The 16415-nt window shown below is 44.7% G+C and carries 15 protein-coding genes; 14 read left to right on the top strand and 1 reads right to left on the bottom strand.

Features of this window, described 5'->3' with window-relative positions; all coding sequences use genetic code 11:
* Positions 1–18 precede the first annotated feature (18 nt).
* The 10 genes from typA (at position 19) to holA (ending at position 10829) form a co-directional block, all read left to right on the top strand.
* Complete coding sequence (gene typA / locus IV55_RS08025; protein ID WP_057811109.1) at positions 19–1860, top strand: translational GTPase TypA; 1842 nt, start codon at positions 19–21, stop codon at positions 1858–1860.
* 179 nt (positions 1861–2039) lie between these two features.
* Positions 2040–3188: an FtsW/RodA/SpoVE family cell cycle protein gene (locus tag IV55_RS08020; RefSeq protein WP_057811108.1), complete on the top strand. Its 1149-nt coding sequence runs from the start codon at positions 2040–2042 to the stop codon at positions 3186–3188.
* A 42-nt stretch (positions 3189–3230) separates the two neighbouring features.
* Positions 3231–3923 (top strand): YlbG family protein, encoded by a 693-nt coding sequence (locus IV55_RS10565; protein ID WP_057811107.1) that lies wholly within the window; start codon positions 3231–3233, stop codon positions 3921–3923.
* Positions 3923–4480 carry a 16S rRNA (guanine(966)-N(2))-methyltransferase RsmD gene (rsmD, locus tag IV55_RS08010; protein ID WP_057811105.1) on the top strand — a complete coding sequence of 186 codons (558 nt, stop codon included), beginning with the start codon at positions 3923–3925 and terminating at the stop codon, positions 4478–4480. Before IV55_RS10565 ends, rsmD begins: the two co-directional genes overlap by 1 nt.
* A gap of 11 nt (positions 4481–4491) precedes the next feature.
* Positions 4492–4986: a pantetheine-phosphate adenylyltransferase gene (gene coaD / locus IV55_RS08005; RefSeq protein WP_057811103.1), complete on the top strand. Its 495-nt coding sequence runs from the start codon at positions 4492–4494 to the stop codon at positions 4984–4986.
* A 13-nt stretch (positions 4987–4999) separates the two neighbouring features.
* Entirely contained in the window at positions 5000–6034 is a 1035-nt protein-coding gene (locus IV55_RS08000) for a SepM family pheromone-processing serine protease (protein ID WP_057811101.1), read from the top strand.
* Between the two features lie 168 nt (positions 6035–6202).
* Positions 6203–6898, top strand: a complete 696-nt coding sequence (locus tag IV55_RS07995; protein WP_057811100.1) for a helix-hairpin-helix domain-containing protein — start codon at positions 6203–6205, stop codon at positions 6896–6898.
* Positions 6899–6948: 50 nt separating this feature from the next.
* The gene (locus IV55_RS07990; protein WP_057811097.1) at positions 6949–7446 is read left to right on the top strand and encodes a ComE operon protein 2; all 498 of its coding nucleotides are present in this window, start codon (positions 6949–6951) and stop codon (positions 7444–7446) included.
* 47 nt (positions 7447–7493) lie between these two features.
* Positions 7494–9758, top strand: a complete 2265-nt coding sequence (locus tag IV55_RS07985; RefSeq protein WP_057811095.1) for a DNA internalization-related competence protein ComEC/Rec2 — start codon at positions 7494–7496, stop codon at positions 9756–9758.
* A 45-nt stretch (positions 9759–9803) separates the two neighbouring features.
* On the top strand, positions 9804–10829 hold the full coding sequence (gene holA, locus IV55_RS07980; RefSeq protein WP_057811094.1) for a DNA polymerase III subunit delta: 1026 nt from the start codon (positions 9804–9806) through the stop codon (positions 10827–10829).
* Between the two features lie 190 nt (positions 10830–11019).
* On the opposite strand, the gene rpsT is transcribed toward holA, so the two are convergent.
* Entirely contained in the window at positions 11020–11274 is a 255-nt protein-coding gene (rpsT, locus tag IV55_RS07975) for a 30S ribosomal protein S20 (protein WP_057811092.1), read from the bottom strand.
* A 269-nt stretch (positions 11275–11543) separates the two neighbouring features.
* Between rpsT and rpsO the strand changes: the two genes are divergently transcribed.
* The 4 genes from rpsO (at position 11544) to tuf (ending at position 16204) form a co-directional block, all read left to right on the top strand.
* Positions 11544–11813, top strand: coding sequence for a 30S ribosomal protein S15 (gene rpsO / locus IV55_RS07970; protein ID WP_057811090.1), 270 nt, complete (start codon positions 11544–11546; stop codon positions 11811–11813).
* Between the two features lie 319 nt (positions 11814–12132).
* Positions 12133–13866, top strand: coding sequence for a ribonuclease J (locus IV55_RS07965; protein ID WP_057811088.1), 1734 nt, complete (start codon positions 12133–12135; stop codon positions 13864–13866).
* A gap of 4 nt (positions 13867–13870) precedes the next feature.
* The gene (locus IV55_RS07960) at positions 13871–14806 is read left to right on the top strand and encodes an outer membrane protein assembly factor BamD (RefSeq protein WP_057811086.1); all 936 of its coding nucleotides are present in this window, start codon (positions 13871–13873) and stop codon (positions 14804–14806) included.
* Between the two features lie 210 nt (positions 14807–15016).
* Positions 15017–16204, top strand: a complete 1188-nt coding sequence (gene tuf / locus IV55_RS07955) for an elongation factor Tu (RefSeq protein ID WP_057811084.1) — start codon at positions 15017–15019, stop codon at positions 16202–16204.
* Positions 16205–16415 lie beyond the last annotated feature (211 nt).

Genomic DNA, 16415 nt, shown 5'->3' with positions numbered 1-16415 from the left:
ACGAAGGGAAGTTACACTTTGAAAACTAGAGACGATATTCGTAACATTGCCATCATTGCCCATGTCGATCACGGTAAGACGACATTGGTTAACGAAATGCTAAAACAGTCAGACACACTTGATTCCCATACGGAAATCGCTGACCGTGCAATGGACACGAACGCCATTGAACAGGAACGTGGGATCACGATCCTGTCAAAGAACACTGCCGTTAAGTACGGCGACAAGCAAATCAACATCTTGGACACACCTGGACACGCGGACTTCGGTGGTGAAGTTGAACGTGTTATGAAGATGGTTGATGGTGTTTTGCTGGTCGTTGATGCCTACGAAGGTACCATGCCACAAACGCGTTTCGTGCTTAAAAAGGCATTGGAACAACATTTGACACCAATCGTTGTAATCAACAAGGTTGACCGTGATGGTGCGCGTCCTGCTGAAGTTGTGGACGAAGTGCTTGATTTGTTTATCGAATTAGGTGCCGACGAAGACCAACTGGAATTCCCAGTTATCTACGCATCTGCAATGAACGGGACATCTTCTTACGATGCTGACTTAGCAACGCAAGAACACACGATGCAACCTGTTTTTGATACGATTTTGAAGACAATTCCAGCCCCAATTGACAACGAAGACGAACCTTTACAGTTCCAAGTTGCTTTATTGGACTACAACGATTTCGTTGGTCGTATCGGTATTGGCCGGATTTTCCGTGGAAAGATCAAGGTTGGGGACAGTGTTTCTGTTCTGAAGCTTGATGGATCTACACAAAACTTCCGTGTTACCACTTTATATGGGTTCTTAGGCCTACAACGGGTTGAAGTTAACGAAGCTAAAGCTGGTGACTTGATTGCCGTTTCTGGTATGGAAGAAATCAACGTTGGTGAAACAGTGACACCTACTGACCACCAAGAAGCTTTGCCTGTTCTGCGGATTGACGAACCAACCTTGCAGATGTTGTTCCGGACCAATGATTCACCATTGGCAGGACAAGAAGGTAAATTTGTAACGACTCGTCAACTTGAAAGTCGTTTGAAGCAAGAATTGCATACTGATGTTTCGTTACGTGTTGAAGACACCGACGAACCAGATGCTTGGATGGTTTCTGGTCGTGGTGAATTACATCTGTCAATCTTGATTGAAACTTTGCGTCGTGAAGGTTATGAATTACAAGCTTCTCGTCCAGAAGTTATCTATCGTGAAATTGACGGCACGATGGAAGAACCTTTTGAAGCAGTTCAAATTGACACACCTGAAGAATATGCCGGTTCAATTATTGACACCTTGTCACAACGTAAGGGTGAAATGAAGAACATGGAAAATGTTGGGAATGGCCAAACACGCCTTGAATTCTTAGCACCTTCACGTGGTTTGATTGGTTACTCAACTGAATTCTTATCAATGACGCGTGGTTACGGAATCATGAACCACACCTTTGAAAAGTACATGCCAGTTGTTAAGAACTGGAACCCTGGCCGTCATAACGGTACTTTGGTTTCAATCACACAAGGTAAGACAACGACTTACGCCATGATGGGTGTTGAAGATCGTGGTACGTTGTTCATCGATCCTGGTACCACTGTGTACGAAGGAATGATTGTTGGCCAAAACAGTCGTGAAAACGACATTTCGGTTAACGTTACCAAGGGTAAGAACATGACCAACGTTCGTTCTTCAAACAAGGATATGACTGCTTCTATCAAGACGCCAACACACTTGACGCTTGAAGAATCATTGGAATTCTTGAACGAAGATGAATATTGTGAAATCACCCCTGAAAACGTTCGGTTGCGGAAACGTATTCTGGAAACGAACGCACGTGAAAAGGCCGCAAAGCGTCGTAAGACTGGTTCACGTTAATTTAAAAATTCATTTTCAAAGAGTTGTCTGCGGACAGCTCTTTTTTTGTTGCGGTGAACGCATAGGGGCGTTCAAAAGTTAAATCTACATGCCAACTATGACTGACAGACGTGGTTAACGGCTTTTGTCATGCTGTCGTATGATATAATGTGTAAAGAATTTTTTGTGAGGACAATGGCGTGAAAAAGTTAAAGTTAGTTGATTACTATGTCTTAATTCCATACATCGTGCTGAGTTTCATTGGTATTGTCATGGTGTATTCTGCCAGTACCAACGTGGCGGCTAGTACCGGCACCACAGCGGCAGCTTATTTGATTAAGCAAAGTGCATATGTTGTGGTTGGATTAGTCTTAGCGTTTATTTTCTTTCGAATGCGCCTGAGTATTTTACGAAATTGGCGAGTGGTGACGTTTGCGACAGGTGGGATTCTCTTTCTAGTTTTGTTTGTCTTGGTCTTTGGTGCGCGAGTTAACGGTGCCAAAGGGTGGATCAATCTTGGTCCAGTCAATATTCAACCAGAAGAGTTTTTGAAACTCTATATTGTGCTGTTTTTGGCGCATTATATGGATTCACACCAATTTTCAATTGAAACGCATTATTGGCGAACGATGCGAGGTGCATTAGCGCTACTGGCAGTGCTTGTTGGGTGCATCTTGATTCAGCCAGATACAGGTGGTGCAGCAATTGATATTTGCATTATTCTAATAATGGCGCTGGCTAGTGGTAATAAGCATAATGTGCCAATGGAGATTCTGACTGGGTTATTTGTGGCCTATATTGGAATGCTCAGTATCTTGTCCCATGTTGATTTAACGCATTCCTTTTTTGGAAAATCTTATCAGATTCAGCGGTTTGTTGCCTTTGTTGATCCATTCGGGACGATTAAGACCGTGGGACGACAGCTGGTCAATTCGTACTACGCCATCAGTAACGGTGGCTTGTTCGGTGTTGGTCTTGGAAACAGTATTCAAAAAATGGGGTACCTACCAGAACCAAACACCGATTTTATTTTGGCTGTTACCAGTGAAGAACTAGGTGCAATTGCCGTTTTGGGGATTTTGCTTCTGATTGGTACACTCGCATTTCGTGCGATCCGTTTAGGAAACAGAGCGGAAACCGCCTATGAATCATTGATGTGTTACGGAATTGCAACGCTGCTGACGGTCCAAACACTCTTCAACGTTGGTGGGGTTGTCGGTGCGCTACCAATTACTGGTGTGACACTACCATTCATCAGTTATGGTGGTTCATCCATGTTAGTTTTATCCATGTGTATGGGTCTCTTATTAAATGTTTCAGCACGTGAAAAACGTGCCCGAACTGCATAATTAGCAGCTAGCTAAGCACGTATTGTGAAAGAAGGTTTTTTTGTGAGTGACGAAACAACAGCAAAAACGACGCCGACCAAGCAGCGACCACGCCGGCGCCGGCCGCAACGTAAAAATAACCAACCGTCGGAAAATGTACAAAAGCCCGTCGCTAAGGTGACTCAAACGACTAACGACGGTAATGAAAAAAAAGCAACAAACCAGCGGCATCGTCGGCCTCGTAGGCGTCCGAAGAAGACAACGACGCCTGAAGCACAAACGACAGCGAAGACGCCTGTTGCAGCCAAAACTGCAGTACAGGCAGCGTCTACGAAGCCAAAGGCTGTTACCAGTACAGTGAAAAAGCCCGCTGCGCCGCGTACACCAGTTGTAAAAAAAGATGTTACTAAGGCATTTGTCGATCATGAAACGCTGCCCTTAACGGTCGCACCCCGGCGAGCACTGCATGTTTATGTGCGAAATTTGCGTCAAGTACGGCAGTTAAGACGCTTCGGTGAAGTGGACTACGTTTCTAAAAAGCTACATTATGTTGTGATTTATATGAACGAAGAAGATGTTGCTACCAATCGCCAAGCACTGAATAAATTACCATTTGTGCGGCGTGTCGTTGATAGTGCTCGGCCAGATGTCGACCCTTATGTAGGGCATGGCGTTAACGCGAATTTTGTCACACATACGCAAGATGATGGTGCAGCAGATGCTGTATCAAAATCGACGGTGGAGGATGATGACTGATGCGGATCGTAGCAGGTGATTTTGGGGGACGACCACTAGGTGCTGTTCCAGGCACATTGACGCGTCCGACGACTGATAAAGTTAAGGAAGCCATGTTTAGCATGATTGGACCGTACTTTAATGGTGGCCAGGCGCTAGATCTATTTGCCGGATCTGGTGGTTTAGCGATTGAAGCTGTCTCTCGGGGAATTGAGCATGCTGTTTTAGTCGATCATCAATACGCAGCGATTAAAACAATTAAGGCTAATATCGCAGTGACAAAGGCACCAGAGCAGTTTCAAGTTATCAAAGGTGAGGCCGATGGTGTTTTGAAGCGGTTAGCGGCCGAACACATGCAGTTTACATTAATCCTGTTAGATCCACCGTATGCAAAGCAGAAGATCATGGCAAACCTCCAGTTTATGGCTGACAACGACATGTTATTGAATGGCGCAACCATTATTGCAGAAACGGATCAGGACGCACAGTTACCAGAGCAGTTTGGTAACTTTACACAGACTCATCATAAAGACTACGGCATTACCGATGTGATGGTGTACCAGTACAACAATCAGTAGGAGGACAGCACATGACAACGCGGATTGCAGTGTTTCCAGGTAGTTTTGATCCACTCACAAATGGTCATTTAGATATTATTGAGCGTGCCAGTGCAATGTTTGATCAAGTGATTGTGGCAGTGGCGACGAATACCGGGAAAAAGCCGTTGTTTACGTTAGATGAAAAATTAACCATGATTCAAGGAGTTGTTACGAAATTGCCCAACGTGACTGTGCAAGCAATATCTGGATTAACCGTTGATTTCATGCATCAGGTGCATGCTCAATTCATTATTCGCGGATTGCGTAATGCACAGGATTTTGAATTTGAACGTGATATCGCCAATATGAATCATACGTTGGCGACCGATGTTGAGTCTGTATTTCTGCTGGCTAGACCGGAAAATGCGCAGATTTCATCGAGTATTTTAAAGGAAATCGCCCATTTTGATGGCGATGTCGCACCTTTTGTACCATCGGAGATTTTGGCACAGTTACAAACTAAAATGGCTGAGAAAAACGAGTAAACGAGGCAACTTAATGAAGAAAAGGCGTTGGTGGGCCGGCGGGATTACGGCCATCGTAGTATTACTTGGATTGCGATTTTGGCCGTTAAATTCCTATATTGAAACGCCTGGAACCGCTGATAATTTGCGTGATTTCGTAACGATGCCAACGCGACCTGATAAACGGGGCGGTGACTTTATGATCACCTCTGTTTATCTGCAACGGGCGACGCCATTAACGTGGGCGCTTGCACACGCCGATCCGCATGCAAGTATTGATAGCGAGCAGGATGTCACTGGTGGTCAAAGTGGTGCAACTTATAACAAGGTTCAAAACTTCTATATGCAAAGTGCCATCAACGAAGCCATTGCTACGGCTTACCATACCGCTGGTGCAGCGTATACGAAGGAATATCTTGGCATCTATGTGTTAGACGTTGCGAATAAATCACATTTTCGTGGGCAAATTCACGTCGGTGACACAGTGACAAAAATTGACGGTAAGCACTACGACTCAGCGCTTGGTTATCAAAAGGCGTTGGCTAAACGAAAGCTGACAGACAAAGTTGCGGTCACGTATACCCATGATGGGGAAACCAAAACTGCGAAACAACAGCTCCTTCGTTTGCCAGATGGACGTTCAGGTATCGGAATCACGTTGACTAATAATGTGAAGGTTACGACCCAGATTCCAGTTAAGGTTGATCCAGGCGAAATTGGTGGTCCCTCAGGTGGCTTGATGTTCAGTCTGCAAATTTATCAACAACTGACTAATGAGAACTTACGTCATGGTCAAAAGATTGCTGGCACTGGGACTATTGATGCTGACGGTAACGTTGGCGAAATTGGTGGGATTGATAAAAAAGTTGTGGCCGCTAACAAAGCTGGTGCTAAAATTTTCTTTGCACCGTACGTGAAGCCTTCGAAAGAATTGCTCAAGTATGAAGAAAATCATATGACGAATTATCAACAGGCAAAAGCGTCGGCGAAGAAGTATGCGCCGAAGATGAAGGTCGTACCGGTTAGTTCGTTTAAGGATGCGGTCCACTATTTAAAAACGCATCACTAGAATTTTTTAAAATTAGCGCAAACCAAAATGAGCTGGCAGACAAAATTACTTTTGTCTGCCGGCTCATTTTGGTTTGCGCATTGAAACAGTTGTCACTTCTTTTCTGTCCCTTGTAAAAATTATCGCGGGTTGTTTGCGTATGTAAAGGTATAGAGGGAGGACTGAAAAATGGATTGGTGGGTTGAAATTAAGGCTGTGTGGGAACGATATCGTTGGTGGTTGTGTGGTGGTTTAGCAACGATTTTACTTGCTGCGGTTGCTGGCGGCTGGCTGTTCATGCATGTGCCAGATAGTAAGGGTACGACCGCGCAGACGATGCCGCAGTTTTCTGCGACGAGTGCTGCGTCAATGAGTAGTCGCACAACCTCAGCAATGGCGACGAATGTCAAACACGATACTAAAATCATGGTTGAGGTAAAGGGTGCGGTCAATCATGCAGGAGTGTATCAATTTGCTGGTGATGCGCGGGTATTAGCTGCCGTCAAACGGGCAGGTGGTTTGCGTGCAGACGCAGATGGACAACAATTAAACCAGGCGAAAAAGCTGACAGATCAAATGGTTGTTTATGTGCCGATGGTTGGTGAAAAGGTTCCTGATTCGATGACCACGGCGGGGCAAACTGAGACTAGTACTGTTGCGGGCAGTGAAAGCGGTGGGGCGGATGCTGGCGCGACAGTTAATCTTAATACCGCCACAAAGGAACAGCTAACAAAATTAACGGGTGTTGGTGACAAGAAGGCGCAAAAGATTATTGATTATCGAACGAGTCACGGCGGCTTTAAACAGGTGGATGAGTTAAAGCAGGTACCTGGTTTTGGGGATAAGACGGTGCAACAACTTGTCCCACATTTAAGCTTGTCTTAGCTGTGTAGAAAACATATGCTTTTATCAACGATGAAGTGGAGGATCAACATATGACAAAACGAGTGCCTTGGGATCAATATTTTATGATGCAAGCTGTCTTATTGGCTAGTCGTAGCACGTGTCAACGGCTATCTGTGGGGGCTGTTTTAGTGCGCGATAAGCGGGTGATCGCCGGTGGGTATAACGGATCTGTTGCCGGGGATGACCATTGTACTGAAGTGGGTGATTACTTGGTCGATGGTCATTGTTTACGGACGATTCACGCCGAGATGAATGCCGTTTTACAATGTGCGAAGTTTGGTATTGGTACAGATGGTGCTGAAATCTATGTAACAGATTTTCCATGTCTTCAATGTACAAAAATGCTACTGCAGGCTGGCATCACTAAAATTAATTATTTACGCAATTATCACAATGATCCATATGCCATGCATCTGGTGGAGCTAAAGCACATTAAAGTGACGCAAGTTGACGTGCCAGTAGATGCATTAACGGAATTTCGAATTGCTGATTTCTTGAATCCACAAGCCGATTCGACACAGTTGTGAACGGGCGCCTACCGCCTGTAATCTTTTGGGCACTCGGATGCGCCTTTATGAGCGGTTTGGTGATTGGTCAGCAATGGTGGTGTGCTGCAGGACTTATTTATTTGCTGATTCGCGTAAGCCGCCTTGGTGGTGTGATTGCGCCCATTAGCTTGCTGGTTGTGGTTTTCTTGAGCGGTAGCTGGTTTCTTTGGCAAAACAGTCAATTTGATCGGCTGAGTTGGCACGAAGTTCAGCCGCGAGCAGTGCAGTTGCGTGTTTATCCGGATGACATCCAGGTTTCTGGCAACCAGCTAATGGTTACTGGAACGACTAATGAGCGGCAACATATTCGTGCTTTTGGAAGGCTAAAAAGTGCCACCGAAGCGCGCCATATTAATGGCATTCGCCAGGTGACACGATGGTTGGTGCAAGGCACGAACACACTAATGTCAACAGCACGAAATAAGAATCAATTCGATCAACATAAACAGGCACGTTTATTAAAACGCCATGGGCAACTGGAAATGACACAGTGGCAGGTAATTCCTAGTAAAAGTCGTTGGTGGCAATTGCCGATTGACAGGATACATGAATTACGGAAGACGTTACTGTTACGTTTTGCGGCACTGCCGCCGACGTTGAGTGAGTATGCGACCAATTTATTGTTGGGCGCTAGTGACGCGACCTTTTATGAACATAATCCGGGTTTACAGCAACTTGGGTTGTTACATTTATTCAGTATTTCCGGTATGCATATCGTTTATCTAGTGGGGTTGTGTCGTTTTCTACTGGCAAGATGCGGATTGACTAGGGAGACCAGCTATGTGCTCTTAGCCTGTCTGCTGCCTGCTTATGCACTTATTGCTGGTGGCTCGGCAACGTTGGTGCGTGCTGTGCTGATTGGTGAATTAGGGTTGTTACAGCCGTTGATTAGCGGTGGTCGGCATCAATTGAGTGGACAAGACGCTTGGTCGTGGTCACTTATTGGTGGGCTTTTCTTGCAGCCAGGCGTCTTATTAAGTCTTGGTGGACAATTAAGTTATTTATTAGCATTTACGTTGTTAGTTGTAAGTGTAGAAACCGCGTGGTGGCAGACATGGCTGATGAACTTAGTGGGATTACCAGTCATTTTACATGCCGTTTATCAGATCCATTTATTGAGTACGCCCATTAATTTATTAATTATTCCGCTTTTTGGCTGGGTCATTTTCCCCCTCGTTATATTAGCGACGGTAACGAGTGCATGGCTGCCCGGCCTGACTAACATGGCAGATATGTTATTACATGGGTTCAGTCAATTGATTACCTGGTTTGGACAGCTGCCCGGCTTGATTACGGTTGGGAAACTCCCATTGGGATTAACGGTCATTTTGTTAATCGTGACGTTGCTTCTGATTGATGAGCGAAAACGACGACTGCATTGGTTCATGTTGCTGACACTTTGCTATGGCAGTGCATTTTTACTGCTACACTTTCCGTTAGATGGGGAAGTCTCATTCATTGATATTGGGCAAGGGGACAGTATTTTATTACGTGATCCGTTTAATCGACATGTCTCGCTTATCGATACCGGTGGACGCGTTGGCTTTGCCCGACCAGCTTGGACAAAGGGCACCGAACCTCCGGCACGCGTTGTGACCATTACGGTGAATTATTTACATAGTCGCGGTATAACGACGCTGGACGACGTTAACTGCAGCCATCAGGATGCCGATCACATTGGCGATGTGGGCAAACTTTTACAGCTAATGACGGTGAGGCGTTTAACTATTCCGGCGGGGATGCGACAATCGCGCGGCTTTCAAACGAAAATAGCACCATATCTGAAACAAACGCAGGTAATCGAATTGCAAGCTGGTCGACCAGTGCCAAATTTTCCGTTTACGATTTATCATCCATTTACACCTGGCCCTGGTGGTAACAGCGATTCAGTCGTTTTAGGTGCGGAGCGCAATGGTTGTAAATTTTTGTTTATGGGTGATTTGGATCAAGCTGGTGAACGGGCAATCATGCAACAATTTCCGAGTCTGACAGTGGATGTGTTAAAACTTGGGCATCATGGTAGTGATACCGCTAGTTCATCAGAATTCATCAAACAGGTGCACCCGCAGTTAAGTGTTATCTCCGCAGGGTTGGCCAACCATTACGGGCATCCTAAACAAAGCGTGTTGGATACGTTGCAAGAGCAGCACATACCGTCGTTAAACACCGCTGATGTTGGCATGATTAGCTATGAATACTATCCGTGGGGAAACAGTCATTGGCATACGATGCTGCCGATACGGACGCCACAAGCTGGTTCACCGAAACCAAGCAGGGAACCGCTGCCGTAAACTGGTATAATAAAACCTAGCAATTTAAGGTGGAGGAACACAGTCATGGATGTAACAACATTGATGCAACAGTTGAAGACGCAGCAGGTGCAACCACTTTATTTAATTATGGGCACAGAAAATTATCTATTAGAACAAGTTCGGCGTGCATTTAAGCAAGTGATTCCAGCTGAACAGGCTGCTATGAATGTCGGTAGCTATGACATGGAGCAGACACCAGTTGCCGTTGCGCTAGATGATGCCATGTCGATTCCGTTTTTTGGTGATCATCGGCTCGTCATTTTGGACAAACCGTTTTTTCTCACCGGTGAAACAAATAAAAATAAAGTTGATCATGATTTAGATGCATTATTGAATTATGTACAACACCCTGAGCCAACAACGATCTTTGTTATTTTGGCACCTTATGAAAAATTAGATGGACGCAAAAAGATCGCTAAGCTTCTGAAAAAGGATGCAGTGAACGTTTCGGTCGCACCACTAGCTGAACGAGATGCTCGTCAGTATGTTGAAAGTCAAGCACAGGCAGATGGTTATCAGTTTGCCGCAGGCGGTATGGATTTATTGGTTCGGCGCACGAACGCTGACTTATCCTTGATGATGGCAAACCTCGGTAAGCTGGAACTGTTTGCAGTCGCTGATAAAATTATTGGTCAAGATGCGATTAATGGTTTAGTGCCACAGTCGTTGGCAGACAATGTGTTTGATTTAGTGACCGCTGTTTTGAAACGCAATGTCAAACAAGCCGTCACGTTGTACCATGATTTATTAGTTTTAGGAGAAGAACCGTTGCGAATTAATGCTGTGCTGGTAAGTCAATTCCGCTTACTGTTGCAAGTGAAAATTCTGGCAACTCGTGGCCTTAGCCAAGGAACCTTAGCAGGCCAGTTACACGTCCATCCATACCGCGTGAAGCTTGCACTACAAAGTGTGCGCCAATTTTCACAACAAGATTTAAGCCGTGCCTTTTTAGGTTTAATCAATATTGAGGCGCAGTTGAAACAAACACAGCAGGACCCAGAATTACTGTTCAATTTGTTTATGTTGCAGTTTACGAATCAAGCGGCATAAAGAGAGCGGCACAGAAGTTGATAAGCCTGTACGATGATTCAATTTTTAGCAAACATTTTTATAATTCGAATTTGTAAACGCAAAAGGCCTCGCAGACAAAGTTTTTTTATCTGCGAGGCCTTTTAGATTACGTTGTATTAAAAAATAGCAAAAGAAAAACGTCATCGACAAGCGATGACGTTACAAAGATTTACTTAGCTAGGCGAGCTGCTAAACGTGACTTGTCACGTGAAGCCTTGTTTTTCTTGATCAAACCTTTTGAGTAGGCGTGGTCAATTGCAGCACTCGCGGAACGGTATAAGTCTTCGACGTTGTCGGCACCAGCAGTTACAGCTTTTTCAAACTTTTTAACTGCAGTCCGTTCTGCGCTCAATTGAGCGGTACGACGTGATTCGGCGATTTCGTTAGTCTTCACACGTGCAATGGCTGATTTTGTAACTGGCATAATTTTCACCTCCGGAGCGTTTGACCCACGTCAAACAAATTTCAACAGTCATCATTATACAAGAGGCATTGCCGCAATGCAATAAAGAAATGCGTCTAGCGTCAAGCAAATCTACTTGACTAGAAGCGAGCATGGGAATTTACTTGCAATCGCTGGTGGAAATGACTAAACTAATTGAAGTGCAAAAGCACGACCCTTACTTAGTGTGTCGCCACCACTTGGCGCGCACCCGGTATGTGGTGACAAAAATTGAAAGGTGGATACTATCCATGGCTATTACACAAGCAGAAAAGACTCAAATTATGGCAGACTACGCGCAGCACGAAGGCGACACTGGTTCTGCTGAAGTCCAAATCGCAGTTTTGACGGCGGACATCAACCAATTGAACGCGCATTTGCAAGTTCATACTCACGACTACCACTCACAACGTGGTTTGTTGAAGAAGATTGGTCACCGTCGTAACTTATTGCGTTACCTGCGTAACAAGGATATTGAACGTTACCGTACGTTGATCCAAAAGTTAGGTCTGCGTCGGTAATCGACGATCGACCGCAGTGTGTGGAAAGAGTTGTCTTAACTGGCAGCTCTTTTTTTGTTGCCCATTTTTTTGAGCTAGTGGTGTGAAGCGGGGCGAACGTTGGTTTTTAAAGCTGAATATGCTAAGCTAACACTAATTAATTGTCCTGAACAAAATTCGTGTCACGATTTAGTTTCGTGGAGTTGCCGCTTCGTTAGTGACATCCAACCGTTATGGCGATGTCAGGCTGTTTGCGTACGTCAGTAATGACCTATAGACAAACCGTTAGAAACACTTGAATCATTACGACACGTTTCATTATATGATGAGGTGAATTTTTTTGAGTAATCAAGTAAGAATTATTCCGTTTGGTGGCGTTCGCGAAAACGGAAAGAATATGTATGCACTAGAAGTGAATGAAGACATCTTCATTTTAGATTGTGGTTTAAAATACCCTGAAAACGAATTGTTAGGAATCGATGTTGTGATTCCTGATTGGGCTTATTTACGTGAACATGCCAGTCAGATCGTCGGTGTGTTCTTAACACATGGGCATGCTGACGCAATTGGGGCACTCCCATACTTTGTCAGTGAATTTGATGTGCCAGTTTTTGGGTCTGAATTAACGATTGAACTTGCAAAGTTGAATGTTGAAAGCGACCCCCAAGCAAAGAAATTCACGGATTTCCATGTGGTGGATGCCAATACAGAAATTGATTTTGGCGACGAAACTGTTTCATTCTTCAAAACGACTCACAGTATTCCTGAATCATTAGGTGTTTCTGTTAAGACACCCCTTGGGAACGTTGTTTACACAGGTGACTTTAAATTTGATCAAACGGCGGCAGCTTCTTACCAAACTGACCTGGCGCGTCTGGGTGAAATTGGTAAAAGTGGCGTCTTGGCACTTTTGAGTGATTCAGCAGGTGCTGAACAATATGGGACACCCGCAACTGAAAACCAGATTGGTAACTTTATTGCCGATCAATTTGCTGCGCATGAAGGGCGAATCGTGGTTGCCAGTGTTGCGTCGAACATTCTACGGTTGCAGCAGATTTTTAACGCTGCAGCGGCAACGGAACGTAAAGTCGTGTTGATGGGGCAAGATTTGGAAAAAATCGTGCGGACAGCAATGCGTTTGAACAAGTTAGAGGTACCTGATGAGGATTTGCTGGTATCGCCTAAAGATATGAAACAATTGTCACCTGAACAGACAGTCATCTTGGCCACTGGTCGGATGGGTGAACCAATTAAGGTGTTGCAACGTATGGCGACAGGCGAAGATAAGCTTGTCAAAATTACAGAAGGCGACTTGGTATTGATTACGACCACGCCTTCTCATGCGATGGAAACAACGGTTGCGAAGACGCGAAACCTGATCTTCCGGACAGGAGCTCATGTAGAAGCCATTGCAGACAGCTTACGTTCCTCAGGACACGGAGCACCTGCTGACTTGCAACTAATGATTAACTTTATGCACCCAGATTACTTGATTCCGATTCAAGGTGAATATCGGGTCATGAATCGTCATGCCAAGTTAGCTGAAGAAACAGGCATGGCTGCTGACCACATTTTCTTGACGCAACGTGGCGATTCTTTGATCTATGATGGGTCAACGCCGATGCATTTGGCTGACAGTATCGAAGTTGGTAACACCATGATTGATGGTATTGGTGTCGGTGATATCGGTAATATCGTGTTACGCGATCGGAAAATCTTGTCTGAAGATGGTATTTTCATTGCTGTCGTCACCATTGACCGTAAGAAAAAGCGGATTATTGCGCAGCCTAAGATTACGTCACGAGGGTTTGTGTACGTGAAGGCAAGTCGTGATTTAATGCATGAAGCTAGTGAGCTGGTGACTAAGGCCGTGCAAAACAACTTAGATAATAAAGAATTTGACTGGGGACATTTAAAGCAGGATGTTCGTGAGCAACTAGGTCGGTACTTATTCGATCAAACGAAACGCCACCCTGTGATTTTGCCTGTTATTATGGAAGTTAATCAGCATGCGCATCACGCCCGTGCTAAGAAGACGACCAAGGGTGATGCACCCACAACTGAACAGGAGTAAACACATGTCGCAAGACGCATTGAATGGTCGCCAACGTGAAATTGTCGCTCAGGCACAACAAGCCTTTAACAGCGAAGATTACGCGCAGGCGGCCTCTTTGTTAGAAACGGTTTATGGTGAAATTCAAACCGCGCAACTGAATCATTTATTGGTAGAAGCACTCTACATGCACGAGGAATATGCACGTGCGCGTAGCTTTGCTGACGAATTTTTAGATAGCTACTTAACGACGCCAACTGATTGCCGTTTTTTACTGACTTTATTATTACGCGTACATGAATTTATCTTGGCGCATGAAATTACGGCCAGTATTGACGATCCAAAGTTACAACAAGTTGTTCGCGATATGATAGCTGGTGCCGAAGCAGAAGCAAGGCAGTCGATGAAAACAACTTTAACGACAATTGAAAAGCAGTTTTATCACATGACTGATTATCCAGCAGCTGAACAGCAGCGTCGGTTCCAATCAGCAATGAAATTACCGCTTGCTGAATTTGAACGAGGGGCACAGTTTCTACTATTAGATCCATATTTGCACCCATTGTTTATGGTCAGTATTTTAGAAGTTCTACAGCGTGTCGAAATGTCGACCACGGTTTCGTTTAGGTGGTTAGATGAAGCGATCCATAAGATTGTTCCGAAAGAACTTGTTCCATTGACTAAATTGCCGACTTATCAGAAGGTGCAGGCGATCTTACGTCAACGGGTTGCCACTGAGGACCCTGTGGCATACACCTTGATCAGCCAGGAGCTGCAGTTGCAATTGACGTTAGCTTATCCATTTCTTGATCGGGTCGTGACTGATCCGGCTGCGTGGGTGACACGTTTGCTCGACGTTTATCGGGGCACAGCAAGTGATGTTGATCGCGACACACGGGAATGGCAAAAAAAGTTAGAGCAATTAACTGCCGAACTAATGGCTAATAATGACGAGCAATAATGTCTTATAAAGCATTAGATGTTAAAAAATATGGGTTATGTATTTACAAACAAACTGGCAGTATATATAATGTTTAAGGATTCTTGGGCTGAAAACAGGGAAAAGTCAGTCTTTTGACTTTGTTCTCAACCGAGGATGTAGTATACTATTTTATAAAGATTTGTCAGGGCGGACCTGGCATTCTTCTATCACACACTGGAGGTTTTCATTTTGGCTAAAGAACATTATGAAAGAACTAAGCCCCACGTTAACATTGGTACTATTGGCCACGTTGACCATGGGAAGACTACTTTAACTGCTGCTATTACTAAGGTATTAGCATCAAAGGGTTTGGCTAAGGAGCAAGATTACGCTTCTATCGATGCTGCCCCTGAAGAACGTGAACGTGGAATTACGATCAACACTGCCCACGTTGAATACGAAACGGAAAAGCGTCACTACGCACATATCGATGCGCCAGGACACGCGGATTACGTTAAGAACATGATCACTGGTGCCGCTCAAATGGACGGTGCTATCTTGGTTGTTGCGGCTACTGATGGCCCAATGCCACAAACTCGTGAACACATTTTGTTAGCTCGCCAAGTTGGTGTTAACTACATCGTTGTGTTCTTGAACAAGACTGACTTAGTTGACGATGACGAATTGGTTGACCTTGTTGAAATGGAAGTTCGGGAATTACTTTCCGAATACGATTTCCCTGGTGACGATGTTCCAGTTCTACGTGGTTCAGCTTTGAAGGCTCTTGAAGGCGACAAAGAACAAGAAGAAGTTATCATGCACTTGATGGACGTTGTTGATGAATACATCCCAACTCCAGACCGTGACATGGACAAACCTTTCTTGATGCCTGTTGAAGACGTATTTACGATCACTGGTCGTGGTACTGTTGCTTCAGGTCGTATCGACCGTGGGACTATCAAAGTCGGTGACGAAGTTGAAATCGTTGGTTTACATGAAGACGTATTGAAGACGACCGTTACTGGTTTGGAAATGTTCCGTAAGACGCTTGACTTAGGTGAAGCTGGGGATAACGTTGGTGCATTATTGCGTGGTGTTGACCGTGAACAAGTTGTTCGTGGACAAGTCCTTGCTGCACCTGGTTCTGTTCAGACTCACAAGAAGTTCAAGGGTGAAGTCTACATCATGACTAAAGACGAAGGTGGTCGTCATACACCATTCTTCTCAAACTACCGTCCACAATTCTACTTCCACACCACTGATATCACTGGTGTTATCGAATTGCCTGATGGCGTTGAAATGGTTATGCCTGGGGATAACGTAACGTTCACTGTTGAACTGATCGAACCAGCTGCCATTGAAAAGGGTACTAAGTTCACTGTTCGTGAAGGTGGACACACTGTTGGTGCCGGTGTTGTTTCAGAAATCGACGATTAATTTATTAGTTGTTGTCAGTTAGACGACATTCACGAAAGAGCTTGGCTTAGGCCAGGCTCTTTTTTGTATCCAACTTAAAATACCGGACAGTCTGAAGAGACGGGATCGATTAACACGTGTGCAAAAAGAGTATTAATTGCGTCATATGTGTCGATATGGTAGATTGCAAATTTAATCCGAATTTTTGGACAAATTTGTCAGCATAACCTGA

It is taken from the genome of Furfurilactobacillus siliginis (assembly GCF_001437435.1).
Classification (GTDB): domain Bacteria; phylum Bacillota; class Bacilli; order Lactobacillales; family Lactobacillaceae; genus Furfurilactobacillus; species Furfurilactobacillus siliginis.
This window is presented reverse-complemented; position numbering and strand designations above follow the sequence as displayed.

Bases quoted from the DNA above. Each gene is read 5' to 3' on its own strand.
- rsmD (WP_057811105.1), top strand. From the start codon at position 3,923: ATGCGGATCGTAGCAGGTGATTTTGGGGGACGACCACTAGGTGCTGTT.
- coaD (WP_057811103.1), top strand. From the start codon at position 4,492: ATGACAACGCGGATTGCAGTGTTTCCAGGTAGTTTTGATCCACTCACA.
- IV55_RS08000 (WP_057811101.1), top strand. From the start codon at position 5,000: ATGAAGAAAAGGCGTTGGTGGGCCGGCGGGATTACGGCCATCGTAGTA.
- IV55_RS07995 (WP_057811100.1), top strand. From the start codon at position 6,203: ATGGATTGGTGGGTTGAAATTAAGGCTGTGTGGGAACGATATCGTTGG.
- IV55_RS07990 (WP_057811097.1), top strand. From the start codon at position 6,949: ATGACAAAACGAGTGCCTTGGGATCAATATTTTATGATGCAAGCTGTC.
- IV55_RS07985 (WP_057811095.1), top strand. From the start codon at position 7,494: ATGAGCGGTTTGGTGATTGGTCAGCAATGGTGGTGTGCTGCAGGACTT.
- holA (WP_057811094.1), top strand. From the start codon at position 9,804: ATGGATGTAACAACATTGATGCAACAGTTGAAGACGCAGCAGGTGCAA.
- rpsT (WP_057811092.1), bottom strand. From the start codon at position 11,274: ATGCCAGTTACAAAATCAGCCATTGCACGTGTGAAGACTAACGAAATC.
- rpsO (WP_057811090.1), top strand. From the start codon at position 11,544: ATGGCTATTACACAAGCAGAAAAGACTCAAATTATGGCAGACTACGCG.
- IV55_RS07960 (WP_057811086.1), top strand. From the start codon at position 13,871: ATGTCGCAAGACGCATTGAATGGTCGCCAACGTGAAATTGTCGCTCAG.